The sequence below is a fragment of the Nocardia vaccinii NBRC 15922 genome (genome assembly GCF_001613305.1).
Classification (GTDB): Bacteria; Actinomycetota; Actinomycetes; order Mycobacteriales; family Mycobacteriaceae; genus Nocardia; species Nocardia vaccinii.
This window is the reverse complement of the sequence record NZ_BDCC01000009.1, coordinates 482,165-507,805: the sequence shown is the minus strand read 5'-3', so window position 1 is coordinate 507,805 and position 25,641 is coordinate 482,165. Positions and strand designations below refer to the sequence as shown.

Here is a 25,641-nt window from a genome sequence, read left to right as displayed (position 1 = left end):
GATGGCGCATGGCTGGGGCCAGTTTGGAAAGTGAGTGAAGATGCGCGACGCCGCTAGGTCCGGCAACAAGCGTTGGGCGCTTAGCAACTGGGACCTGCGTTGGAAGGTTACGGCGGTCTTGGCCGTCCCCCTTCTCGTTGCGGTGGTGCTCGGCGCGTCGAGGATCGCGGCGCAGTTCAGCGACTCGAGTCGACTGGATGCCGCGGTGACGCACGTCGGGGCGATTCCTGCGGTGACCGGCCTCAGTGGCGCGGAGGCCACGGTGGCCAGTGAGCAGATGGCGCAGATCGGCCCGGGCCAATCGCTGGTGCAGGATGCCGATCTCACGGCGCTCGACAACGCCATCACCTCGGCGCAGAAGAACGCACCGCGCCTGGACGGCGTGCCCGGCGGGCAGGCCGCGCTCGATCAGATGATCAAGGGCGCCCAGGAGGTGCGGGCCAACGGCCACACGCCGTCCCCCTCGGTCCCCGACGCGGTCAATCACGAAGAGAGCATTCGGCAGAACAGCGTCCGGACGACAGAGCAGATCACCTCGACGGTTTCCGACCCGCAGGTGGAGCAGGCCAAGCTGCGCCTGGTCGACACCCTGAACACCCGTGCGGTGGAGGTTTCGGAGGTCGCCGCCATCTCGGAGGCGCTGCGCGGCGATTCCAAGGGCGCGCTGCGCGACTTCCAGATCGCCGCCAACACCGAGCGGCAGATGCTCTCCACCCTGGCCCACCGCTTCCCGGACGGTGATCCGACGATCACCGCACTGACTCAGCTGGTCAGCAAGCGAATCGAATTGGCGGGTAGTCCGCAGGCCGCCGTCGGCCAGATTCCGGTGGCGGACATCAAGCAGTCCCTCCAGGACAGCCTGTCGTACTACCAGAAGATCGTCGACAGCTCGACCAGTCAGATCACCGCGCGAACGAACCACCTGGCCGACGATGCCCGCACCGGCGCGATCCGGTACGCGATCATCGTGATCGCGACGATCATGGCGGCGCTGCTGCTCGCGGTCGTCATCGCGCGGTCGATGATCGTGCCGCTGCGCAAGCTGCGTCTGGCCGCGCTGCGCGTCGCCGAGCATGATCTCGGTCACGAGGTCTCCCGGCTACGTGACGGCGCATCCCCCGAGGACGTTCCGCTCGAGCCGATGCCGGTGCACACCGACGAGGAGGTCGGCCAGCTCGCCCGCGCCGTCGACGACATCCACGGCCAGGCCTTGCGCCTTGCGGCGGATCAGGCCTCGATGCGTACCCAGGTCAACGATATGTTCGAGACCCTGGCCCGACGCTCGAAATCCCTTGTCGACCATCAGCTCTCGCTCATCGAGGCGATGGAGTACGACGAGAAGGACCCGCGTCTGCTGGAGAACCTCTTCCGGCTGGACCACCTCGCCGCTCGTATGCGACGCAACGGTGACAACCTGCTGATTCTGGCCGGTACCCGGCAGCGCCGCGGCAAGTCCGCGCCGGTCGAGATCGCCGACGTGCTGCGTGCGGCCATCTCCGAGGTCGAGGACTACGAACGCGTGAAACTGGGCGCCACCCCGCGCGGCGCCATCACCGAACCCGCCGCGTCCGACCTGGCGCACCTGTTCGCCGAGTTGCTGGACAACGCGCTGCGCGCCTCGCCGCCGGAGACCGACGTCAAGTTCACCTTCGCGCAAGCGCACGATCAGGGCCTGCTGGTCGAGGTCGCCGACCGCGGTATCGGTATGCCCCCGGCCGAGATGGCCGATATCAACCGTCGTTTGGAGACGGCCGCCGAGGTCGGGCCGGACACCGCGCGGCACATGGGTCTGTTCGTGGTCGGCCGGCTCGCCGAGCGGCACGGTCTGACGGTGCGGTTGCGGCCCACCTTCGACACCGCCCGGGATCCGGGCGTCACCGTCACGGTGCATCTGCCCAAGCCGATCATCGTCGCGCCGGTCGGCGGCACGCTCGCCGTGCCGACGCAGGCCACCCCGCAGGTGCCCACGCCGTCGCAGCCGATTCCGGTGCAGCCGCAGCCGAGCACTCCGTCCGCCACCATGCAGACGCGCGCGGTCACCCGCACGCCGAGCGGCAACATGATGGTGACCGTGGATCCCGGTGTGAGCGGGGCGATCCCGACCGATGCCGAGGATGTCGAGGACGGCGTATCGGCCGAGGGCGTGATCGGGTCCACCCCGCCCGCGACGGCCGCCCCGAGCGGCGGCCTGCCGCAGCGTCAGCCGGCCGGCGCGGCGCCGAGCGGGCTGCCGCAGCGTCAGCCGGGAAGCGCTACGCCCGGCGGACTGCCGCAACGTCAGCCCGGTGCGGACGGTCCCACCCTGCGGCGCAGCACCGTCGACGGCGGTCCGGGTCTGCCGCAGCGCGAGCCCGGCGCCAACGGTCCGCAGATGCCTGGTGCGCAGCCCGGAGCGAATCTGCCGCAGCGTCCGAATACCGGTAGCGGACTCGCTCAGCCGCAGGCCAATCTGGCCGCGAATATGCTCAAGCGTCAGCCCGGCGCGGCGGGCCAGCCCCGCACCGGCGGTTTGCCGCAGCGTCAGCGCGGCGGTAACGGCGCGCCACCGCGTGAACCCGGCGCGGGCGGTGTGCTGCCGCCGCGCGAGGCCGCCGGACCCGGCGGTCTGCCGCAGCGCGGTATGGGAGCCGTGGGTCTGCCGCGTCGCGGAGGTCCGGCGGGGCCGGATGCACCGGGCGGGCCGACGCCACCGCAGGGGCCCGGCAGTCTGCCGGAACGTCCGGCCGCCAACCGGCAGCCGGGTCCGAGTGGTCTGCCGCGGCGGGAGCCCGGCGCCAACGGCCTGCCCCAGCGTGGACCCAACGGTTTGCCGCAGCGGGGTGGTGATGGCCCGGCCCAGCGCGATGCCGCGGGTAACGGCCTGCCGCAACGTGATCCGGCCGGAAACGGTCTGCCGCAGCGCGGTCCGGGTGGTCTGCCCCAGCGGGATGCCGCGAAGGACGGTCTGCCCCAGCGTGATACGGCGGGCAATGGTCTGCCACAGCGCGATCCGGCCGCGCCGCAGCGTGATACGCCGGGCACCGGCCTGCCGAAGCGGGATCCGCTGACCGGGGACTTCCCGCAGCGCGATGCCGCGAGCAATGCCCTGCCGCAGCGGGATTCGTCCGCCGGTGGTCTTCCGCCGCGCGAGGGTGGTCTGCCGCAACGTGAGTCGGGCGCGAACGGTCTGCCGCGGCGTCAGCTGGGCGCGAACGGTCTGCCTCAGCGTGGTCCGGGTGGTCTGCCGCAGCGGGATGCCGCGAGCAATGGTCTGCCGCAGCGGGAGAACACCGGTGGCGGCCTGCCGCAACGTGACGGCAACGGTCTGCCCAAGCGCGAGAGCCCCGGCCTGCCGCAGCGGGAGAACACGGTCGGCGGTCTGTCGAAGCGGGATCCTCTCACCGGGGATCTGCCCAAGCGTGACGACCCGCTGACCGGCGATCTGCCACAACGTGATTCGATCGGAAACGGCCTGCCCCAGCGCGATTCCGCCGGAACCGGCCTGCCGCGGCGCAGCCCGACCCCGCCTGGATTGCCGCAGCGGGAATCGGCGGAAACTGTGACGCCGCAGCGGGATTCGGGTATAACCGGTCTGCCGCAGCGCAAGCCCGGTGCCGAACTGCCGCCGCGTCCGCTGCCGACGCCCGGCCTGAGCCTGCCGCCCGCGGATCGGTCGGCCGAGAACACAGACAAGGGGGAGGACCTGGGCGAGGGCCGCGAACGCGGTCGCCACAGTTTCAAGTCCAACCCGCAGAAGACGGCCGCGTTCTTCCAGACGCGGTTGCAGCCCACCGAGGACACCCAGTCGTCGATGGCCGACAGCCCGATCTTCGCGGAGATGATGTCGGCCTGGCTGGCGGATCCGAATTCGGATCGGTCCGAGGTGGCTGCCGCCTTCGAGTCGCCGGGCGACGAGGGCTGGGAGGCCGCCCGCCGGGCGGTCGAAGCGCCCTCGGAGAAGCGCACCGCATCCGGACTGCCGCAACGCGATCCGGGTAACCGGCTCGTTCCCGGTGGTGTCGATGGCAAGGTCAACCGGGTACCGAGTAGCCGTGACCCAGATTCCATCAGGTCAAGTCTGAGTCGTCACCAGCAGGGCGTCCGGGATGGCCGCGCAATGAAGGCAATGAACCTTACCGGAGATAAAGGAGACCGATGAACCCCGATCTAGGTGGTACGAACCGTCAGCTGGACTGGCTGGTTTCGAACTTCGCCAACGAGGTTCCTGGCGTCGCTCATGCCGTGCTGGTTTCGGCGGACGGTCTGTTGATGGCCGCGAGCGCCCAGTTGCCCGTGGACCGTGCCGAACAGCTATCCGCAGTGACCGCCGGGCTGGCCAGCCTCTCGGTGGGTGTGTCCAACCTGTTCGAGGGCGGCACCGTTCTGCAGTCGGTGGTCGAGATGGAACACGGCTACCTATTGCTGATGGCCGTCGGCGACGGGTCCTATCTGGCCGTACTGACCAACACGTCGTGCGACATCGGCCAGGTCGGCTACGAAATGGCGTTGTTGGTCGAGCGGGTGGGCCAGACGGTTCAGGCGACGCCTCGCGTCACGATGGGTTCCTGATGGTGGGATGGACATAGACAACCAGCGCGTGGGGAGCGCCGAGCCGAGCCTCGTACGCCCGTACTCACTGACCGCCGGCCGTACGCGGCCGACGGTCGAGTTGGCGTTGGAGGCGCTCGTCGCAGCGCAAGCGGTCGCCTTCGAGCGGCAGTTCGAACTCACCAATATCGAGACGTCAATTGTGGAGTTGTGCAGGGAGTCGCCATCGGTTGCCGAACTGGCCGCCCGGCTGGGTATCCCGATCGGGGTGGCACGTGTTCTCGTTGCCGATCTCATCGAGGCCGGACATGTACGAGTCTCGGCGACATTGAAGGACGACTCGAGCGACGATGAACGTCGCGAGCTGATCGAAAGGGTTCTTAGTGGACTCCGGCGTATTTGATTCGACGGCCCAGGTCGATACCCGCACCAGTAAACCTACCTCGGCGAAGATCGTGGTCGCGGGCGGTTTCGGTGTGGGCAAGACGACCCTGGTCGGTGCGGTTTCGGAGATCGTTCCGCTGCGCACCGAGGCATTGGTGACCAATGCCAGTGTCGGGGTCGACAGCCTGGCCGCCGTGCCGACCAAGAACACCACAACGGTGGCGATGGACTTCGGCAGGATCAGCCTCGCCGACGACCTCGTGCTCTACCTGTTCGGTACACCGGGGCAGTACCGCTTCTGGTTCATGTGGGACGACCTGATCCGCGGCGCCATCGGCGCCGTGGTGTTGGTCGACACCCGCCGGCTGGAGGACAGTTTCGCCGCCGTCGATTATTTCGAGGCGCGGAGCCTGCCGTTCCTGGTCGCCATCAACGAATTCGATGATGCGCCCAGGTATCCGACCGAGGACATCCGGCAGGCGCTGGCGGTCCCGGCGGATGTGCCGATCATGTCGATCGACGCGCGTCGCCGCGAGCCGGTGAAGCAGGCGTTGGTCTCGGTCACCGAGTACGCGCTGCGCAAGGTCGTGCAGGGTTACTGAGCGGCCCGGCGAGACAGGGTCGCGAGCCCTGTCGGCTGGAGAAGGGCCGCCCGGCACTCCGCGGCGTGTTCCGGCGTTACGGGGTGATCACCAGTCGCACCCTTGCCGGGGATGCGCACGATCATCCGATCCGAGTGGGTCGGATGCGTCGCGTATCCCGGGCAAGGGTGCGACTGTCCATGACTCGATGAGGGCTGTGGTCCATTAACTCTCGGTGTTACGAACGCCGTGTAGCGCACCGCCCACGCCTGCGCGAACATATCCTTAACTCGATCTCGGACAACGCGATCAGGTCCACTGGGCATCATCCGAGTTCCGTTTACCCTGAATAACGCCAACTTCGAGGCCGCGGCCGGGGTTGATTCCGGACTGACGGAGCGGAGGAGCGGAGGGAAGAAGCGGCCCCTCGGGGGCTGCGGCCCGCCGCCGGAGCGGAGGCCGAAGATGCAGGAGTTGTTGGCGGAGTTGCTCGATCCCGGTTCGTTCGTGAGCTGGGATCGGCCGCCGGTAGAGGTTGCGGCGGGGCCGGAGTATCGCGAGGACTTGCGGGCGGCCGCGGAGCGGTCGGGGGTGGACGAGTCGGTGGTGACCGGCGAGGGCCGGTTGCGCGGGCGGCGGATCGCCGTGATCGCTTGTGAATTCGGGTTTCTCGCGGGGTCGATCGGGGTGGCGGCGGCCGAGCGGATCGTGCTGGCGGTGGAGAGTGCGACCGAGCTCGGGCTGCCCCTGGTGGCCTCGCCGACCTCGGGCGGGACCCGGATGCAGGAGGGCACAGTCGCTTTCGTGCAGATGGTCAAGGTCGCCGCGGCCGTGACGATGCACAAGGCGGCTGGATATCCGTATCTGGTGTATCTGCGTGATCCGACGATGGGCGGGGTGTTCGCGTCCTGGGGTTCGTTGGGGCACATGACATTCGCCGAGCCGGGTGCGTTGATCGGCTTTCTCGGGCCCAGGGTGTATCGGGCGCTGTACGGGCGGCAGTTTCCCGCTGGCGTGCAGACCGCCGAGAATCTGTATCGCAGCGGCGTGATCGACGGCGTGGTGTCGGTTCGGGTGTTCCGGCGGATCGCACATCGGGTGTTGAACGTTGTGAATAACTCCGAGCGGCAAGATATTTCGGATTCGGACGAGTCGGGCAGACTTCCGGACATTCGCCTCGCCGGAACGGATGAGGTGGAACACGCTGCCGGACAATCGAATTCACCTTCAGGACTATCGACTTGGGATTCGGTGCTGATCTCCCGCCGCCCGGGCCGTCCCGGAATACGTGAACTGTTGCGCCACGTGACGGATCGAGTTCCGTTGAGCGGCACCGGTCAAGGCGAATCGGATCGGACCGTCGTCCTCGCCCTGGCCCGCTTGCGCGGTCGATCCTGCGTGGTATTCGGCCACGATCGCGCGGGACAGACCGGTGAGAACACCATGGGCCCGGCCGCATTGCGGGAGGCGCGGCGCAGTATGCAGTTGGCCGCGGAACTGCGTCTGCCGCTGGTCCTGGTGATCGACACCACCGGTGCGGCGCTCTCGCGCGAGGCCGAGGAACGCGGGCTCGCTCCCGAAATCGCGCGCTGCCTGGCCGATCTCATCACTCTCGGCACACCCACGGTGTCGGTGTTGCTCGGACAGGGCAGTGGTGGCGGCGCGCTGGCCCTGCTCCCGGCCGACCGGGTGCTCGCCGCGACGCACGCCTGGCTCGCGCCGCTGCCGCCGGAGGGCGCCAGCGCCATCGTTTTCCGCGATACCGAGCACGCGCCCGCCCTCGCCGACGCACAACGCATCCGCGCATCCGAACTGCTGGCCGACGGTGTGGTGGATCGCATCGTGCCCGAAAAGCCGGACGCCGCGGACGAACCGGTCGATTTCGCCCGCCGCATGGTGGGCGCGATCGCCGCGGAACTGACCTGGTTGGGCGGCCGATCGGCGGACGAACTCGTGCTCGCTCGGCAGCGGCGATATCGCCGTCTCGGTTTGCGATGAGTATCCGATGTCGCACCAACACGCTCGGGAGGGTTCGTTGACGGTCGGACGAACCGCTTCTACCGTCGGATTGTGACCTATCGCAGCGAGACCAGTGCCGTCCCCTCGATCGTCCTGAACGACGGGTCCGTGATACCGAGGCTGGGCTTCGGTGTCTTCCAGGTTCCGCCGGAGGAGGCGGCCTCGGCGGTTACGACTGCGCTCGAGGCCGGATACCGCAGTATCGACACCGCGGCTGTATACGCCAACGAAGCCGGCGTGGGCGAGGCGGTGCGCAAATCCGGTCTGGACCGGGACGAGGTCTACGTCACCAGCAAGCTGTGGAATTCCGAGCAGGGCTACGACTCCACGCTGCGCGCCTTCGACACCACGATGGCCGAGCTGGACATGGATTATCTGGATCTGTACCTCATCCACTGGCCGGTGCCCGCCGCCGATCGGTACGTAGATGCGTTCCGGGCGATGCAGGAGATCAAGTCGCAGGGTCGGGTCGGATCGATCGGTGTGTCCAATTTCACTCGCGAGCATTTGGAGCGACTCATCGGCGAAACCGGGGAGATTCCGGTACTGAATCAGGTCGAGCTGCACCCCAGCCTGGCACAGCCGGAGCTGCGCGCCTTCCACGCCGAACACGGCATCTCGACCGAGGCGTGGGCCCCGCTCGGGCAGGGCTCGGAACTGAAGGATCCGACGATCGCCTCGATCGCCGCGGAGGTCGGCCGCACCCCCGCGCAGGTGATCATCCGCTGGCATCTGCAGCTGGGCAATGTGGTGATTCCCAAATCCGTGACGCCGTCCCGGATCGCGGAGAATTTCGACGTGTTCTCCTTCGAGCTGAGCTTCGAGCAGATGCAGCTCATCTCCGCGCTGGACACCGGTTCTCGCCTCGGCCCGGACCCGGACGACTTCAGCGTCGGCCTGGAGGCCTGATCACGCGCGGGCCGTCCGCTATGGCCGGCGCAGGTCGAGGTATTCCGTGAGTTCCACCGCGGCGGCGCGGCCCGCGCGATTCGCGCCGATGGTACTTGCCGACGGGCCGTAGCCGAGCAGGTGGATGCGCGGGTCGGCGGCGACCTGGGTAGCCAGGCGTCCGGTCATCGTGATGCCGCCGCCCGGCCCGCGCAGCCGCAGCGGCGCGAGATGATCGAGCGCGCTGCGGAATCCGGTGGCCCACAGGATCACGTCGGCGGGCTGGAAGGAGCCGTCCGCCCAGCGCACGCCGCCGGGTTCGATCCGGGTGAACATCGGATGCCATTCCATCGCGCCGCGCGCGCGTGCGGCGCGAATCCGGTCGTCGACCGGTAGTCCGGTCACCGATACCACCGAGCGGGGCGGTAACCCGCGCCGCACCCGATCCTCGACCATCGCCACCGCGCGCCGACCGGCCTCGCGGGTGAATTCGTCGGTGCGCCAACGCGGTTCGGTCCGCGACGTCCAGGTCGTCGTGGTCACCTGCGATATCTCGTCGAGCAACTGCACCGCCGAGATTCCGGCGCCGACGACCACCACGTGCCGGCCGGTGAACTGCTCCGCGGTCCGGTAGTCGTGGGCATGTAATTGCCGTCCGCCGAACGTTTCCGCGCCCGGATAGTAGGGAATGAACGGCTTGTCCCACGTTCCCGTCGCATTGATCAGCCCACGTAGCCGCAGCGTAGCTACGGGGGTTTCGGAAGTCATTGCCGCACCGGCTGTTTCGATCGCTGAACCGGAACTCGCGGCCGTCCGCGCCTCGGCCGCGCGAGACGCTTCGGCCGCCCAGGTGCGATCCGTCTCGGGCGATCCACCGAGAGACGGTGTGGCGCTGCGGGATCCGCCGGTCGTCTCGGCTGAGGTCCGACGTGCCCGGTCGGCTTTCCCGGCGGAAGGGGATATCGTCTCGCCGGATGCGCCCGGAACGGTCTCGGCGTGCAGGAGGCCGTCGACGGATTCGGCGGGGCAGGTGGTGGGGGTGGCGCGGTCGCACACCACGCGGACGGTGGTGGGGCGGTGCACCCGCAGGCCGAAGCGCTGTTCGTAGCGGGCGTAGTACTCGGGGACGGCGGTGGCGGCCTCGGCGTGTTCGGAACCGGGCCGCAGCACCTCGGCAAAGGCCATTCCTGGGAGGTCGTGTACGCCGTTCACGGTGGTGAGGGTGAGCGAGGGCCACCGGAACTGCCAGGCTCCGCCGGGGCCCGGTGCGTGATCGACGATGAGAAAGTCCTGTTCGGGACGCAATCCGAGGCGTCGGAGGTGATATCCGGCGGACAGTCCGGCCTGTCCGGCGCCGATCACCAGGATGTCGACATCGGCTGCGGTCACGGCCGCCACAGTACCGCGAAGTGCGTCGGGTGCGGCCGGGCAACCGCCCGCCGCATACAGTGAAGGTTGTCCGAGGCGAGACGACGCGTCCAGTCCACTACCGTACGAACCGGGGAGGCCCCTTGCTCGCAGTGAGTCGCGATGGTGACGTCGTCACCATCGAATTACAGCGTCCGGAGCGCCGCAACGCGCTCAACGAGGAATTGGTCGGGCGGCTGCGAGAGGCCGTGGTCACCGCCGCCAAGGATGCCCGGGTCATCGTGCTGACCGGCCAGGGCACGGTCTTCAGTGCCGGCGCCGATCTCAACGGGGTGTACTCGCAGACCTTCCTCGACGCCCTGATGGACATGCTGTCCACCATCGAATCCGTCCCGGTGCCGGTCATCGCCGCGCTGAACGGCCCAGCGCTCGGCGGCGGCGTGCAATTGTCGCTGGCCGCCGATCTTCGGGTGATGGCGCCCGACGCCTACATCGGTATTCCGGCCGCGAAAATCGGTGTCTCCGTGGACCGTTGGACAGTGCGTCGGTTGGCCTCGATCATCGGCGGCGGCCCCGCGCGCAGCATCCTGCTGGGCCTGGACACCGTATCGGCTTCCGACGCGTACACTTTCGGCTTCGCGAATCGGATCGGCACATTGGCCGACGCACAGGGGTGGGCGAAGTCGATCGCGGAACTGGCCCCGCTGTCGCTGCGTCACCTGAAGCTGGTGCTCAACGACGACGGCACCCGCGATCCGCAGTCATCGGCCCAGCGTGCGGCGCTCGAGGCCGCCTGGAGCAGCGCCGACGCGCAGGAGGCGCGGTTGGCTCGGCAGGAGAAGCGTCCGGCGAAATTCGAGGGGCGCTGATGAGCACCTTGACCACGATCGTGCGCCGAACCGCCCTGGGCATGGCCGGCGCGGTCGGACTGAGCTGGGTCGCGCGGGCGGTCTGGGAGATGCCCGCGACGATGGGCGCCTCGGTGTCGGCAATCGCACCGGTGGCCGCGCGGTCCGCGCGCTATCGCAACCGGCAGTTCTACAACACCGAGCCCAGTTCTCTGATGGTCCCGGGATCCGGTGTGTCGCTGATGTTCTCGGCGCTGACTCGGCGCGGTGTCGGACGCCCGCCGGGCCGGATCCCGCTGGTCACGCCGGATGTGCCCGAACAGGCGGGTGAGCTGGCGGTCACCTGGTACGGGCACGCCTCGACGCTGCTCGAGGTGGACGGATATCGGGTTCTCACCGATCCGGTGTGGAGCGAACGGGTTTCGCCGTCCGCGATCGTGGGGCCGACGCGCATGCATCCGGTGCCGGCGCCGCTGTCGGAGCTGCCGCCGGTGGATGCGATCGTCATCTCGCACGACCACTACGACCACCTGGACCGCGATACGGTCACCGCGCTGGTCGCGGCTCAGGATGCGCCCTTCGTGGTGCCGATCGGCATCGGCGCGCATCTGCGCATGTGGGCCGTTCCCGAGGATCGCATAATCGAATTGGATTGGAACGCTTCATTTTCCCTGTCCGAACCGGTCGGCGGCGGGCAGCCGGGCGAACTCGTGATCACGTGTACCGAGGCCCGGCACTTCTCCGGTCGCGGGCTGGTACGCAATACCACGCTGTGGGCCTCGTGGACGATCGCCGGACCCACCCGGCGCGCCTTTTTCGGCGGAGATACCGGGTACACCAAGGCATTCGCGGAGATCGGCGAAAGCCTGGGCCCGTTCGATCTGACGCTGTTGCCGATCGGCGCCTACGACGTGCACTGGCCCGATGTGCACATGAATCCGGAGGAGGCGGTGCGCGCACACGCCGACGTGTGCCGTGGAAATTCCGGTCACGGCCTGATCGTCCCGATTCACTGGGCAACTTTCAATCTGGCATTCCATGGCTGGTCGGAGCCGGTGCGGCGGCTGGTCGCCTCGGCCCGCGCGGCCGGAACGCCGGTATCGGTTCCGTTGCCGGGTCAACGTATCGATGCCAATGCGCTATCACCGCAGGTTCGCTGGTGGGAAGATGTGGGCTGACCAGCGATAAATCCGATGGGTGAAGGAGCGGGACGGATGAGTCTGATGGATACACTCAAGGGCTTGGTCGGCAAGGGGAAGGAGGTTGCCGCCGAGAACGCCGACAAGATTCAAGCGGCCGTGGACAAGGCCGGCGGGTTCATCGATGAGAAGACCCACGGTAAGTACTCCGATCAAATCGGCAAGGGCGCCGCGGCGTTGAAGAACGCCATTCCGGAGCAGCCCGGATCGGCCGAATCCGGGGCCGCCGCGGAAGCCGCGCCTGCGCCCCAGGCCGAAGCCGCACCCGCTGTGAAGCCGCCGGCGGAGGTGGTCGCCGAGCCTGCGCCGCCGGCCGAGCCGGAGGCGGAGGCGGCTCCGGATACCGAATCGGTGCCCGAGGCCGCGCCGCCGAGCGATACCGAGCCAGAGCCCGGCAAGGGCTGATTTCCGGTCGTCTGTCGTCGGACGGGATGTGCTGTGCTGTGTTGGTGGTCCGCACCGCCCGTCCGTCTGCGGACCCGTGTGTGCGAAACCGATCAGCAGTTATCGGCCCGTAAACTTCGACCATGGCCACCCGCCGGAATTTCGGGGGTATCGAGGTTGAGCTGAGCAACCTCGACAAGGTGCTGTATCCGTCGACCGGAACCACCAAAGGCCAGGTCATCGACTATTTCACCGCGATCGCGCCCGCGCTGCTTCCGCATATCGCCGACCGGCCGGTGACCCGCAAACGCTGGCCCAACGGCGTGGCCGAACCCGCTTTCTTCGAGAAGAATCTTGCCGAGCACGCGCCGAGGTGGCTGGACCGCCGGGCGCAGCAGCATTCGAACCGCCGGGTGGTGTATCCCGTGATCGACTCGGTCGCCGGGCTGGCCTGGCTCGGCCAGCAGGCCGCGCTGGAAATTCATGTGCCGCAATGGATTTTCGACGACGAGCGGCGGGGTCCGATCACTCGGCTGGTCTTCGATCTGGATCCCGGCCCCGGGGCCGGGCTGGCCGAGTGCGCGCTGGTCGCGATGCGGATTCGCGATACAGTCCGCGATGTCGGACTGGATGCCTATGCCGTGACCAGCGGAAGTAAGGGAATTCACGTCTACGTCCCGCTGGCGCACATGCTCGATGCCGCCGGGGCCTCCACGGTCGCCAAGCAGCTCGCGGTGGGCCTGGAGAAGTTGTATCCGGATCTGGTGACCGCGACGATGGCCAAGGCGGCCCGGCCCGGCAAGGTCTTCCTGGATTGGAGTCAGAACAATCCGTCCAAGACCACCATCGCTCCCTACTCGCTGCGCGGGCGCACTTCGCCCATGGTCGCCGCGCCGCGCGCCTGGGAGGAGATCGAAGACCGGGGCAGCTTGCGGCACTTGACGTTCGAGGAGGTGCTGATTCGGTGGTGCGAACACGGTGATCTGCTGGCGGGGTTGGACTCATCGCACCGAGCCGACACGCCCGACCCGCTGCGCACCTATCGCTCGATGCGTGATCCCGACCGGACCCCGGAACCCGTTCCGGTGCAACCACCTACGCCGGGTTCGGGTGATCGCTTCGTCGTACAGGAACATCATGCCCGGCGCCTGCATTGGGACGTGCGGCTCGAGCGTGAGGGGGTCCTCGCGTCCTGGGCGGTGCCGAAGGGGCCGCCGACCTCCGCCACGCAGAATCGGCTCGCCGTGCGGACCGAGGATCATCCGTTGGAGTACCTCGACTTTCACGGTTCGATCCCCAGCGGGCAGTACGGCGCGGGCGAGATGACGATCTGGGATTCTGGCACCTACGAGACCGAGAAGTGGCGCGAGGACGAGGTGATCGTGCATTTGCGCGGCACCCGCCTGGACGGTCGCTACGCACTGATCCGGACCAGGGGCGATCAGTGGCTCATGCATCTGATGAAGTCGAAATCTGCTGCTGCGCAGCAGCTGTCGAATGACGGCCAACGTCATGTCGCGCAGATGCCGCACGATCTGAGCCCGATGCTGGCCACTCCCGGCGACGTGGCCACCCTGGACGCGAGAGACTGGGCTTTCGAGACCAAATGGGACGGCTTCCGATTGATCGTCGAAATCGAGGACGGCGTGGTCACCGCCCGGAGCCGGGCCGGAAACGTCGTGACGGAACGGTATCCACGTCTGGCCGCGCTCGGCGAGGAACTCGCCGAGCATCGCGTGGTACTCGACGGGGAGGCGGTCGTCTTCGATGCCGACGGCATCTCGAACCTTGCCCTGTTGCAGGCGGATTCGGTACGCGCCGAATTCGTCGCCTTCGACGTGCTGTATCTGGACGGCACATCACTTGTCCGCAAACGCTTTTCGGATCGTCGCTGGGTGCTCGAGGCGCTGGCCGCCCGCTCGCCCGGGCTGCGGGTACCGCCTCCGCTGGACGGTCCTGGCGCACAGGCATTGGACTACAGCCGCGAGCACGGACTGGAGGGCGTCGTCGCGAAACGGCTGGACTCGGTCTATCTGCCGGGACACCGCGGAAAGTCCTGGGTCAAGACCCGCAACTGGCGCACTCAGCAGGTGGTCATCGGCGGCTGGCGCCGAAGTGCCGCGCGGCCGTTCGCCTCTCTGCTGGTCGGTGTGCGGCACGAGGGCGCGCTGATCTACGCCGGCCGGGTCGGCACCGGATTCGGCGAGCGGGAAATGGCGGATCTGGCCGCCCGGATGCACCGCCTGCAACGCAAGACCAGCCCGTTCGACAACGATCCGACTCCCGCCGAACGCCAGGATGCCGTCTGGGTGACTCCGAAACTCACTGGCACCGTGCGCTATATGAACTGGACCGAATCCGGCCGCCTCTGGCACCCGGACTGGCTCGGATCCGATACCTGATCAGGCATTCCCGGCCAGCAGCGGGACGATGGTGTCCACATCGGTGACGATCGCGTTGCCCTGGAAGGCGAAATCGTCCATCGCCCGGCCCATGGCCGCTTCGTCCCGGCCGCCGCAGGCATCGCCGATGACAACCGGGACGAACCCCAGATCGGTGGAGTGCGTGACGGTCGGCGCGATCCCGATCTCCAATGCGACGCCGGCGATGGCATAGGAGACGATGCCGAGGTCGCGCAGCGTCGCGGTCAGCGGCGTCCCCTCGAATGCGGACATGGTTGTCTTGTCGAAGACGATCTCGTCCGGCCCCGGACGCAATTCGGGCACCAGTTCGAAGCCCGGCGTGTCGCGCAGCAGAATCGGTTGCAGGTCCTCGACCGAATCGACGCCCTGCCACGACATCGCCATGCGCAGGGCGAACACGCCGCTCAGACGGGGTGGCAGGAACATGTGCCGCAGGAAGACGATCGGATATCCACCCTGCCGCGCGGCCTGCACCACGCGCACCACCCGCGCGACGATCGCATCGGCATGCTCGAGCTGGGACAGCACGCCCACCTGCATGTCGTAGACGATCAGCGCCATCCGGTGTGGGCTGCAGACGTCGGCGAGTCCGTCCGGGATATCGAGCCCATTGCCGTGTCGCACCGAACTCTCCTTCTGTCGCATGCATTTTGGACCCACAGTACCGGGCCTCGGCGTGTCGCGGGAAAGCTTGCCCGACCGGCCGCGGGCATCGTTGACCTGGGTATTCGGGACCGATAGCGTGCACTTTCGGTGGTGAGGTGCGGTCGGGGTGGTCGGTGCCCGCGGCCCCTCGGGTGGCGACGTGGGAGGTTACGGATGGGATTCGGCTGGCTCGCGGGTGCACACGCTTCGCGTCGACGGGCGGGCGTGGTCCTGACCGTGGCGATCGCCTTGGTGCTGGGCCTGCTGTCGGCGCAGGTGGCCCGCGGCGAGGTGCTCGCTCCGGACGTCGACCCGTTCTACAGCGCGCCCGCGGATCTGGCCGCGCATCCCGCCGGCGCGGTGCTCGGTATCCGCCCGATCGGCGTGTTCGGCCTGCCCCTTCCGGTCTCTGCCTGGCAATTGCGGTATCGCACAACGGATTCGGTGAACCGCCCGATGCTGGACGTGGCCACGGTGGTGGTGCCGACCACGTCGTGGGACAGGGGCCCGCGGCCACTGCTGAGTTATCAGGTGCCCGAAGACAGCCTCGGCACCCGGTGCGCACCGTCGTACGCGCTTTCCGGCGGGCACGATCCGGGGGTGGTGAACACACTGCTGGACGTGCCGTTCATGACCGCCGCACTGTTGCGCGGCTGGGGGTTGGTGATCAGCGATTACGAGGGCCCGTACTCGCGCTTCATGGACGGGCCGGGTGCGGGCCGGGCGGTCCTGGACGGCGTGCGTGCGGCGCTGAACTTCGCTCCCGGCGGGCTTCGTGCGACGAGTCCCGTTGGGGCATGGGGATATTCGGGTGGCGCGTTCGCCACGCTGTGGGCTGCGCAGCTGCGCGCGAGTTATGCGCCGCAGGTGCGGTTCGCGGGTATCAGCACCGGCGGTGTTCCGGCCGGCATCCCCGCGATCGCCCGGCGCGTGGACGGCGGGATACAGGCCGGGCTGGCGTTGCTGATCGTCATGGCGCTCGCCCGCAATCACCCGGAATCCGGCCTGCCGGGCATGCTCAACGATCGTGGGCGGGGGCTGCTGGCCGCGAACGCCACCGCCTGCGGATCCGAGCTGGTGCCGCGCTACGTCAACGCACATGTCGATGATTTTTCGGCCGCCCCTGAACTATTGGCCAGCAAGGAATTTCGGAGTGTCGCCGCAGCGAACGAACTGGGCGGCAACCCTCCGGACGCCCCGTTGTACACGTATCACAGCAACTCCGACGACGTGATTCCCGTGGCCGGGTTCGACTCCCTGGTCGAGCGGTACTGCGCGACGGGCGCGACCCTCACCGCGATCCATTCACCGTTCCCCACACACAACGGCGCGGCGGTCGGGGAGGCATTGGGCGGTATGAATTTCCTCGCCGACCGCTTCGCCGGGCGGCCCGTCACGCCGGGCTGCACCATTCGCTGAACTCGGTGATCACTGATTCCACTTGGTGGTGCCGGGCGCGGCGCCGAGGGTGTTGACCAGGTCGAGACCTGCGACGACCAGAGCGGGACCGCCGACGGCGATGGTGCCGACGATGCCGCCGAGCGCGGCTCCGGCCAGTACGCTCGCCACCACACCGGGGCCGCTGACGATGCCGGTCAGCCCGATCAGCGCGCCCAGGGCGGTGCCGATGAAACCGCCGATCGCGGTGGCAATGCCGAACTGGGTCGAGAATGCTTCCAGCGCACGCTGATTCTCCGTCACCGAGGCGACCGGAAGCGCCCGCGCCGGGCGGGCCGCGGTCACATCCTTCACCGCGGTCAGGTCCAATTCGTGCGAATCGGCGCTGATCCGGTGTGGCAGCGGATATTCCGTGCCGTTCTGCCGGACCGACAGCGGCAGCGTGAGGACGGTGTTGCCGTCGGTGTCGCGGATGTCGACGGTTCGTCGGTCGGCGGCCGGGCGGAACGAGCCGCCGGTGAGTGTTGTCCGCACCGTGTTGCCCACCAGTTCGGTGGTGTAATGCACCACGGGCATGGCGGGGTCGGCGTGCACGATACCGGCCCCGAGGCCGAGGGCGATGGCCACCGGTACGACGGTAGCGATGAACTTGCGCAGGAGCATTCCTGTTCCAATCTTCATCAGGGTCGTCGGAAACTCGAGCGTGCGCAGGAACGGACTCCCGCTGCTCGATGGAGTTGCGCGGGGGTCTGTGTAGCGAGATGGTAACTGCTGCACGCTCGCGCAATCCTAGAGACTTTCCGGAATACAGCCCGCGAATTTTGGGTAACACCAAGGATTTCGGCCAGGATTGGATGATTCCGGGGTGCGAAAAAGACTCCGGGTAGGTTGCGGCCCTCTGTGATTCACGCGAAACGGAGGATTCCTACCGATCGGTCCGGATGGTTTTCTACAGCGCGAGGTTGATCGCCACTGCCGCAACGCATATCGCGATCACCACAATCAGTGCGATCGCATCGCGGCGTCCCGGTGTGCTCGGATACGCGGTGAGCTGTCCGGTGCCGCCGCGCGCGGTGATCGCCTCGCCGAGTTCGCCCGCGCGGCGCGTGGACACCGCCATGGCGGCGGTCAGGATGTCCATCATCGCGTTATCGGTGGCGCGTTGCAGCAACCCGTCGTTCGGGCGGAGTTTGCGTGCTGCTCGAAGGATGCGCATCTCGTCGAGCAGCAGCGGAAGCCCGCGCAACGTCAGCGCCACCACCACGGCCCACTCGTCCACCGGTATGCGCAGCAGGCGTAGCGGCGCACCGAGTTTCGCGAGTGCGGGGGCGATCTCGCCCATCGGCGTGGTCCACGCGATCAGGAAAGAGGAGATCACCAGCAGCAGCCCGAACGTCATGGTCTGTGCGTAGTGCAGTACCGCCGCCCAGCCGGCCGGGAGGGAGATGAAGGCTCCGATGCTCAGCAGTGCCCAGAACTGCCAGGGCAGTCGCGGCAGCGTGCCCGGCGGCAGGTGCGCCACCGCGCCGACGGTGATCAGGAAAACCACCACCAGACCGAGCACCGGCCAGGACGGCTCGAACAGGACGATCAGGCTGATCAGGAAGACCGCGATCATCTTCGTGCCGGCCCACAGCCGGTGCACCGGACTCTGGACCGGAACCTCGCGCAGCAGCACCATGGTCATCGCGGGACCCCCGGAACGTCGGACGGAATGCGTTGTGTGGGAACGGTTCTCATCGGTTACCTCCGGTCGCGCCGGGCCGCTTCGGAGTCAGCCTGCTCAGGCTGCGCGCCGCGAGTCCGGGAGCCTCGACGGGTTCGGTCCTCGGCTGCACCGCGGTTTCGGGGATCAGACCGTGACGCAGGTGCACGGTCCGGTCGCAGACGCCCGCCATATCCTCCACGTCGTGCGAGATGACGATCAGCGTCAGGCCCGAATCACGCAGTCGGGCAAGAAGTTCCACTACCTCGGCGCGGCCCTGCGGATCGAGTCCGGCCAGTGGTTCGTCGAGCACCACCACCTGCGGATGGCTGGCCACGATCGCCGCGAGCACCACGCGTTTGGCCTGACCGCCGGAGAGCTCCTCGATCGAGCGTGAGGCCAGTGCGCGATCCAGGCCGACCGCGTCCAGCGCCCGGCCGACCGCGGCCGAGCCGGTGCCGCTGCCGCCCCAGTCCTCGATCTCGGCGGCCACGGTCTGCCGCTGCAGTTGCAGCCGGGAATGTTGGAAGGCCAGCGCCACCGTGCCGATCCGGGTCGAGACTCGGTGGGTGCCGACGCTTTCGTGCAGTTCGCAACGGCCGTGGCTCGGTTCGACCAGTCCGGCCATGATCCAGGCCAGGGTGGACTTGCCCGATCCGTTCCCGCCCACGATCAGTAGTGCCTCGCCCCGTCGCACGGTGAGGTCGACACCATGCAGAGCTGTTGCGGCCCAGGGAGTTCCGCGATTGTAGGTGTGGCGGACATCGCGCAGTTCCAGGATCGGCTCGCCCATCGGGCGGCGGCGTTCGTCGCGGGCGGGCCGCGGCCACGCAGGCAGCCGATCCACCTGCCGTCCGGCGGACAGATGTACCACGCGGTCCGCCGCCGCGGCATCGGCCTCGTGATGGGTGACCAGGACGACCGCCATCCCATGCCGCCGGGGCAGTTCGGCCAGCAGGGCGACCAGATCGCGGCGGCCCTCGGGATCGATCATCGAGGTGGCCTCGTCCGCGATCAGCAATGCCGGTCTGCGGGCCAGCGCCGCGGCCACGGCCAGACGCTGCTGCTGACCGCCGGAGAGCGTCGCGGTCTCGGACTTACCCATCCCGCCGAGCCCGACCTCGGCCAGCAGCGACTGCACATCGACCTGTTCGGCCAGTTCCGGCGAAAGGCCCCACACCACGTCGTCGGCGACCTGCACGCCCAGGGTCTGGCTCTCGGGCCGCTGCAGCACCAGCGCGGTCCCGCCGAGCCGGCCCAGCCCCGCCGAGCCGGGACGTTCGACGGCGCCCGAGGTGGGCGGCTGTCCGGCCAGCAGTCTGGTCAGGGTGGATTTACCCGAACCGTTGTGTCCGACGACGGCCACGAACTCCCCGACGTCCACGGTGAGCGAGACCGCGGTGAGCGCGTCGGTGCGCGCTCCCGGATAGCGGAACGACGCCTCGTGCAGGGTGACCGGCAGCGGCGCGATGGGACGGTCGTCGGGCGGGGCGTCCAGCAGATCTCGGCCGGGCAGCCAGGTCAGTCTGTCCAGAACCGAACCCAGCGCGAACCAGGAGAACACCGCGGAAGCCACCAGGCCGACGAGAATGCTGCCGCCGATATAGATCCACCACCAGCGCAGAACCTCGTCGGTGATCGATCCGAGCGCGCGGCCGAGCGGTGCGAGCTGGGGCTGTTGTTCGGCGAGGCGCTGCACGCCCTTGGACAGGTTGCGAATGGTCTCGAACATCAGGTGCCGCGCGGCGGTGAACACCAGCAGCATCCCGACCGAGAACAGCGAGTAGGCCAGCCCGGCCAGGATCGAAAGGCCGAGGACCGCGGGCAAACCGCCGCCGCGACGTTTGACGATGCCGACGATCCCGCCGATGGTCGCCATCGCCACCGTGGTGAACGCGGGTAACGTGCCCGCCACCACGAAGGTGACCAGGGTCGCCGCCACACCCGCGGTGAACAGCGCGCGCAACCGGTGCCGATGTGCGAGCAGACCCATCGGCACCGCCGCGATCAGCATCAGCGCGGTGGCGATCGGAAGGACCGTGCCGACCGTCACCAAACCGACCGTGACGCCGGCCAGGACCGCCCCGGTGGCCAATTCGATCGGGCGCAACGGCCCTTGCCCCACCCGGGGCCGTTCGCTGCCTGTGGAAAGAGCGGTCACGGATCAAGTCTGCCAGGCGCGCCTGAGCGGTGTCGGAGCGCGAGCGGCAGGAAACCTGTGCGGGGAGCCGGGTGCGCCTGTGGACGACTGGGGATGAGCGTTCGGGACGTTCCACTGGACTGTGCCCGGGCCGTTCCGCGGCGGGTCGCTCGGCTGGACGCGACAACTCGGCGAGGAAAGTATGCGTACCGGCAGCACCGGTGATCCGCTCCCGGTGCAGTGAGTTCGCGCCGGGGAACGTCGTCCGCCGTGGATGGCATGGCTGCTCGAGGCGTGGTCGCGCGCACGGCCGGTCCGGATGACGCGCAGACCTCGGGCCATTTCGAACTGCTTCGCGATGGGCTGTTTCGGCATGTGGTGCGGGTTGTCGAGTGGTTGTGCCAGGACGGGTGGATCGTGGTCGAGCCGATGGTCGGTCTTGTGGTTGCGCCCCGAATCGGGGGCCGCTGCCGAAACAGGGCCCGCGGCGATCGGCTCCGAACGGGAGGGGTCAGGGAGTGCGGGTGAGGGTGTAGTCGGTGGGGTGCAGGGTTCGGGTGCGGAGGCGATAGGCGGTGACCGTGCCGGGCCAGTTGTTGGTGATGCGGCCCGATGCGTTGCGATACCAGCTCGAACAGCTGGACCAAGGCGTGCGAAGGAGTCGGCGTTGGACATCGGCGTCGAAATCGCGGGCGGCCCGCGAGGTGACCTCGAGGGTGTGGCCGGGGTGCGCGGTCAGGTGGGTCAGCGCCTGGCGGATGTAGCGGGACTGACATTCGATCATGTACACGATCGAGCCGACGCCCAGATTGGTGTTGGGACCGTACAGCAGGAACATATTCGGGAAGCCCGGGACCGTCATACCCAGGTAGGCGCTGGCGCCCTCGGCCCAGGCATCGGCCAGGTCCAGGCCGTCGCGGCCGAGAATCCGCATGGGCCAGAGGAATTCGCTCCCCTTGAAACCGGTGCCGTAGACGATCACGTCGGCAGGGTGCTCGACGCCGTCGGCCGTGCGCACCCCCTCGGGGACGATATCGGTGATCGCGGTGGTGACCACATCGACGTTGGGCTGGACGAGTGCGGGGTAGTAGTCGTTGGAGAACAGCACCCGTTTGCACAGCACCGGATAGTCCGGGGTGAGCTTGGCGCGCAGGGCCGGATCGGCGACCTCGCGCCGCAGGGTGCGGCGGCACAGGTATGCGGCCAGCCGGCGCAGCAGTGGCAGATCGGCCAGTCCCAGGGCGAAGAACTCCAGGAAGCACCACACCCAGAGTCGTTGTGCCAAACGCAAACCCGGCACGTGGCGGAACAGCGCGTGATGGATCGGCCGATACTCCCGGTCGGAGCGGCTCACCACCCATGCCGCGGTGCGCTGGAAGACCGTCAACTGGGCCACTCGCGGCTGGATCGCCGGGATGAATTGGATGGCGCTCGCGCCCGTGCCGATCACGGCCACGCGTTTACCGGTCAGGTCGACCGTGTGATCCCACTGCGCGGAATGGAAGGACGGTCCCCGGAAGGTTTCGCGGCCCGGGATGGCGGGCAGTTGCGGCCGCGAGAGTTGACCGACCGCGGAGATCAGCACGTCAGCGGTGTATTCCGCGCCGTCGGCGGTGTGCACGCTCCAGGTTCCGGTGGATCCGTCGAAGGCGGCCTCGGTGACGTCCGCGCCGAATCGGATGTGCTCGAGCAGGCCGTTGTCGGCGGCGAAGTTCCGCAGGTAGTCCAGGATGTCGGCCGCGCCCGAATAGCGGTGCGGCCAGTCCGGTTTGGGTGCGTACGAGTACGAGTACAGCGGTGAGGGCACATCGCAGGCCGCGCCCGGATAGGTGTTCTCCCGCCATACTCCGCCCGGTTCGGCGGCCCGCTCCAGGATGGTGAAATCCTCGAAACCGTTGCGCCGCAGCTCCATCGCCATGCCGAGGCCGCCGAATCCTGCGCCGATGATGATGACCGACGGTCTCCTTGCTGACATTGTGGCGCTCCTCACAGTTGCGGGTGTAGCCTCCACTCTAAAGAGCAGGGGCGCTGGTGATCGAGATATTCGGCCATAATCGGAGTATGGCAACGGAGCAGCATCCCGCGATTCGCAATTGGGATTTCCCGCGAGGAATGGCGAGCGTGGCTCTCATGGTCGGCTACGCCCGCGAATACGGAGTGTCCGCCGAGGTCATGCTGCGCGGCACCGCCCTGACCGAGCGCACCCTCGCCGATCCGGACGCGCAGATCGATGCGCGGACCGAATTGGCGGTCATCCGCAATCTGGTGCGCGCGCTCGGCGTCGAGCGTCCGGCGCTCGGCGTGGAGGTGGGGCGTCGCTATCACATCACCACCTTCGGCATCTTCGGCTTCGCGTGCGTCAGCAGTCCGACCCTTGGCGAGACGATCGCGTTCGCGCTGCGTTACCTGGAATTGAGCTTCACCTTCTGCCTGCCGGTAACCCGTTGGGAGCCGGGGCAATTCATTGCCGACATCCACGATGAACTGGTCCCCCCGGATGTGCGGCGCTTCCTGGTGGAACGCGACGTGCTGGCCATGCACCAGGTGATGAGCGATCTGCTGGGCCGTCCGCTGACGCTGTTGCGCGCCGAATTCGATTATCCGGAGCCGGAATACGCCGACCGCCTCGCCGAGATCATCGGTGTGCGACCGCGTTTCGGGCAGCCGCAGAATCTGTTCGCACTCGATCCCGCGGTACTGGAACAGCCACTGCCACAGGCCAACGAGTACACCTGGGCGATGTGTCTGGCCCAGTGCCGGGAGTTGGTGCATCGCCGACGCGCTCGCACCGGCATCGCCGCCGAGGTGCGCGAACGTCTGGTGCCGCGCGGAGGCGTCGACGGCTACGCAGCACCCCTGGGCATCGACGCGGTCGCCCGCGATCTCAATATGAGCACCCGCACCCTGCGCCGCCATCTGGATGCCGTCGGGACCAGCTACCGCTCCCTTCTGGACGAGGTCCGCCGGACCCTGGCCGAGGAAATGCTCACCGCGACACCGCTGTCGGTCAGTGATGTCGCCATCCGCCTCGGCTACGCCGAGGCCTCCACCTTCATCTACGCCTTCAAACGCTGGACCGGGACCACTCCGGCCTCCTACCGCCGCGAACGGGTGCGCAAGTAGCCGGTTTCGGTGTGCTTCGTAGCTGGATGGCTCGTTGGCGGGCGGGAGCGGTGCGTGTATACGGCTCGTTCGCGCGGACGGGGTTATCGACCTGGAGTGATTCGCTATACGGCGGCTATCCGGCCGCCCATGGGTACCGGGCGCAGGAGGGTCGTGAGGCGGCCCTCATCGATGACATGAAACAGGAGCGCCGGGTCGGGAGCGTAATCGATAGGGACATCGCCGGGTGCGGCCACCTCCCAGGCGCCGCCGATGGTCGAGGCGACGCTCGGGGCGACGACGAGCGGTTTACCACCGAACAGTGTGGTGCCCATGGTGTGCATATGGCCGGTGAGAACGCCGAGGATACGGTGATCCGCGGCGACGATCTGCTCCAACCACTGCGGATTGGCCAAGCGGATGGGGTCCACGACCGTGCTGTACATCGGCATCGTCGGATGATGCAGCGCGATCAGCACCGCATCGCCGGGCGGGGTGGCGCGCAGCAGATCGGTGAGCCAGGCGAAGGTGTCGTCGTCGAGTTCGCCGCCCGCGATGCCGGGCACGGTGGAATCGAGCAGCGCCACTGTCAGACCGTCCAAGCGTATCGCCCGATCCATTGGCTCGGCCGAGTCCGCTTCGCCGAGCAGTATCCGGCGCAGTGCCGCACGGTCGTCGTGATTTCCGGGCAGCACCCACAGTGGGATCGTGGTCGACCGCAGGGTGGCCAGCGCCTGTTCGTACTCTTCGGGCTTGCCCGCGTCGGCGATGTCGCCGGTGAGCAGGATCGCATCGGGTTGCCGTGGCAGTGCGGCCAGATAGGCCAGCACCCGTTCGACTCTTTCGGCGTTTCTGGTCTTCAGATCGAAATGTGTATCGCTGAGCTGAGCCAACAAAATCATCGGCGGGTGCCTTCTCGTGAGATCGCGCCGTTGCGCCCGAGCGTGCCTGGACAGCACCTGATCAGGCTGGATTGCGGGTTGCCGTCGCGTCTTCATGAGACGCGCCACCGAATATAGCCGAGATGCATGACAATTCGGTCTCTGCCGGCGCCGCGGGCGGGTCACGCGTCCGCGGCGTGTGCGAGCAACGCGTCCGGGTCATCGGTGAGCCGGGTGGTGCCCGCGGTCCAGAAGTCCGGGCCCGGCGGAGCGACGAGGTCCAGGTCGGCGGGATCGCGCCACGGCGCGTCCAATCGCAACCGCCACGAATGCAGGTGGGCGCGCGAGTAGGTGCCGGACCGGTCGAACAGGGGGTCACCGGCGATCGGATGTCCGATCCAGGCCAGGTGTACCCGGATCTGGTGGCGGCGTCCGGTGATCGGGCGCACCGCGAGCACCGTGTGCGCCGCACCGCGCAGCACGGTGGTGAATTCGGTGCGGGACGGATAGTTCTTGCCCGCCAGCACATCTCGCGATGCGACGGACCAGGTGGCAATTGCCGGGCCCTCGTCGGTGCGCACGATGGTCTCGCGCGGAGCCGCGATCCGCACTCGGTTCTTGCGGCCCACACTCAGCGGCAGATCGATGACACCGCGATCGGGCAGCCCGGTGGACGCGGTGACGGCCAGATAGGACTTCTCGGCCGTACGTTTGTTGAACTGCCTGGTCAACTGGCCGTGCGCGGCGAGATCCTTGGCCAGTAGCACCAGCCCGGAGGTCACCTTGTCGATCCGGTGCACCGGATACAGCGTTTCGCCGTACTCCTCGGCGAGTCGCACGATATCGGTATCGTGCCGCTCCCCGGTCACGGAGATTCCGGCGGGTTTGTTCAGCGCCAGAATCGCCGCATCCTCCTCGAGACGGCATCGCGCGCGCAGTTCCGGCCAGTGCATACCTTCAATAGTGGCGTCCGGCATTCGACGGCCCCTGTGCGCCCCCCGCGGTGTTGCTCGTCGTGCCTGCGCGGGCTGTGTGCACGCGTGTAGTCGGGTGACGACCACAGCGGAGACGAGCACGGTCACCGCACTCGGCGGACGGGCGGGTGTGAGTGCTCGTCACCGGACACATCTCGCCGATCCGGGCTGTCGT

General features: G+C 68.0%; 20 protein-coding genes. 12 read left to right on the top strand and 8 right to left on the bottom strand.

What is annotated here, in order from left to right; genetic code table 11:
* Nucleotides 1–40 precede the first annotated feature (40 nt).
* From NV1_RS06785 to NV1_RS06760, 6 genes are all read left to right on the top strand, one after another.
* On the top strand, nt 41–4,138 hold the full coding sequence (locus tag NV1_RS06785) for a sensor histidine kinase (RefSeq protein WP_084525168.1): 4,098 nt from the start codon (nt 41–43) through the stop codon (nt 4,136–4,138).
* Nucleotides 4,135–4,548: a roadblock/LC7 domain-containing protein gene (locus NV1_RS06780; RefSeq protein ID WP_011207200.1), complete on the top strand. Its 414-nt coding sequence runs from the start codon at nt 4,135–4,137 to the stop codon at nt 4,546–4,548. The genes NV1_RS06785 and NV1_RS06780 overlap by 4 nt, the downstream gene beginning before the upstream one ends.
* A gap of 7 nt (nt 4,549–4,555) precedes the next feature.
* Nucleotides 4,556–4,930 carry a DUF742 domain-containing protein gene (locus tag NV1_RS06775; RefSeq protein ID WP_040818858.1) on the top strand — a complete coding sequence of 125 codons (375 nt, stop codon included), beginning with the start codon at nt 4,556–4,558 and terminating at the stop codon, nt 4,928–4,930.
* On the top strand, nt 4,911–5,513 hold the full coding sequence (locus NV1_RS06770; RefSeq protein ID WP_174435003.1) for a GTP-binding protein: 603 nt from the start codon (nt 4,911–4,913) through the stop codon (nt 5,511–5,513). The genes NV1_RS06775 and NV1_RS06770 overlap by 20 nt, the downstream gene beginning before the upstream one ends.
* Before the next feature lie 444 nt (nt 5,514–5,957).
* The gene (locus NV1_RS06765; RefSeq protein ID WP_067886518.1) at nt 5,958–7,490 is read left to right on the top strand and encodes an acetyl-coenzyme A carboxylase carboxyl transferase subunits beta/alpha; all 1,533 of its coding nucleotides are present in this window, start codon (nt 5,958–5,960) and stop codon (nt 7,488–7,490) included.
* Between the two features lie 72 nt (nt 7,491–7,562).
* Nucleotides 7,563–8,420 (top strand): aldo/keto reductase, encoded by an 858-nt coding sequence (locus NV1_RS06760; RefSeq protein WP_067886515.1) that lies wholly within the window; start codon nt 7,563–7,565, stop codon nt 8,418–8,420.
* An 18-nt stretch (nt 8,421–8,438) separates the two neighbouring features.
* Here NV1_RS06760 and NV1_RS44460 read toward each other — a convergent pair whose 3' ends face one another.
* On the bottom strand, nt 8,439–9,788 hold the full coding sequence (locus tag NV1_RS44460; RefSeq protein WP_084525167.1) for an NAD(P)-binding domain-containing protein: 1,350 nt from the start codon (nt 9,786–9,788) through the stop codon (nt 8,439–8,441).
* A gap of 122 nt (nt 9,789–9,910) precedes the next feature.
* On the opposite strand from NV1_RS44460, the gene NV1_RS06745 reads away from it, so the two are divergent.
* From NV1_RS06745 to NV1_RS06730, 4 genes are all read left to right on the top strand, one after another.
* Nucleotides 9,911–10,636, top strand: a complete 726-nt coding sequence (locus NV1_RS06745; protein ID WP_067886513.1) for an enoyl-CoA hydratase — start codon at nt 9,911–9,913, stop codon at nt 10,634–10,636.
* Nucleotides 10,636–11,793 (top strand): MBL fold metallo-hydrolase, encoded by a 1,158-nt coding sequence (locus tag NV1_RS06740; protein WP_373864587.1) that lies wholly within the window; start codon nt 10,636–10,638, stop codon nt 11,791–11,793. Before NV1_RS06745 ends, NV1_RS06740 begins: the two co-directional genes overlap by 1 nt.
* A gap of 36 nt (nt 11,794–11,829) precedes the next feature.
* The gene (locus NV1_RS46585) at nt 11,830–12,219 is read left to right on the top strand and encodes an antitoxin (RefSeq protein WP_067886510.1); all 390 of its coding nucleotides are present in this window, start codon (nt 11,830–11,832) and stop codon (nt 12,217–12,219) included.
* Nucleotides 12,220–12,341: 122 nt separating this feature from the next.
* Entirely contained in the window at nt 12,342–14,600 is a 2,259-nt protein-coding gene (locus tag NV1_RS06730; protein ID WP_067886508.1) for an ATP-dependent DNA ligase, read from the top strand.
* Here the strand turns inward: NV1_RS06730 and NV1_RS06725 are convergent, their stop codons facing one another.
* Entirely contained in the window at nt 14,601–15,245 is a 645-nt protein-coding gene (locus NV1_RS06725; RefSeq protein ID WP_067886786.1) for a cysteine hydrolase family protein, read from the bottom strand.
* Between the two features lie 195 nt (nt 15,246–15,440).
* Here NV1_RS06725 and NV1_RS06720 point away from each other — a divergent pair, with 195 nt between their 5' ends.
* A complete protein-coding gene (locus NV1_RS06720) occupies nt 15,441–16,685 on the top strand; it encodes a lipase family protein (RefSeq protein ID WP_067886507.1) in 1,245 nt (414 codons plus the stop codon).
* Between the two features lie 9 nt (nt 16,686–16,694).
* Here the strand turns inward: NV1_RS06720 and NV1_RS06715 are convergent, their stop codons facing one another.
* From NV1_RS06715 to NV1_RS06700, 4 genes are all read right to left on the bottom strand, one after another.
* Nucleotides 16,695–17,345: a DUF8020 domain-containing protein gene (locus NV1_RS06715; RefSeq protein WP_245713584.1), complete on the bottom strand. Its 651-nt coding sequence runs from the start codon at nt 17,343–17,345 to the stop codon at nt 16,695–16,697.
* A gap of 268 nt (nt 17,346–17,613) precedes the next feature.
* Complete coding sequence (locus NV1_RS06710) at nt 17,614–18,351, bottom strand: energy-coupling factor transporter transmembrane component T family protein (protein WP_067886503.1); 738 nt, start codon at nt 18,349–18,351, stop codon at nt 17,614–17,616.
* Nucleotides 18,352–18,400: 49 nt separating this feature from the next.
* A complete protein-coding gene (locus NV1_RS06705; protein ID WP_218026924.1) occupies nt 18,401–20,530 on the bottom strand; it encodes a DUF2232 domain-containing protein in 2,130 nt (709 codons plus the stop codon).
* 490 nt (nt 20,531–21,020) lie between these two features.
* Nucleotides 21,021–22,484, bottom strand: coding sequence for a flavin-containing monooxygenase (locus NV1_RS06700; RefSeq protein ID WP_067886500.1), 1,464 nt, complete (start codon nt 22,482–22,484; stop codon nt 21,021–21,023).
* 86 nt (nt 22,485–22,570) lie between these two features.
* Here NV1_RS06700 and NV1_RS06695 point away from each other — a divergent pair, with 86 nt between their 5' ends.
* Nucleotides 22,571–23,632, top strand: a complete 1,062-nt coding sequence (locus tag NV1_RS06695; RefSeq protein WP_067886498.1) for an AraC family transcriptional regulator — start codon at nt 22,571–22,573, stop codon at nt 23,630–23,632.
* A 104-nt stretch (nt 23,633–23,736) separates the two neighbouring features.
* Here NV1_RS06695 and NV1_RS06690 read toward each other — a convergent pair whose 3' ends face one another.
* Entirely contained in the window at nt 23,737–24,513 is a 777-nt protein-coding gene (locus NV1_RS06690) for a metallophosphoesterase (protein WP_067886496.1), read from the bottom strand.
* 161 nt (nt 24,514–24,674) lie between these two features.
* Nucleotides 24,675–25,445, bottom strand: a complete 771-nt coding sequence (locus tag NV1_RS06685) for an RluA family pseudouridine synthase (protein ID WP_067886494.1) — start codon at nt 25,443–25,445, stop codon at nt 24,675–24,677.
* Nucleotides 25,446–25,641 lie beyond the last annotated feature (196 nt).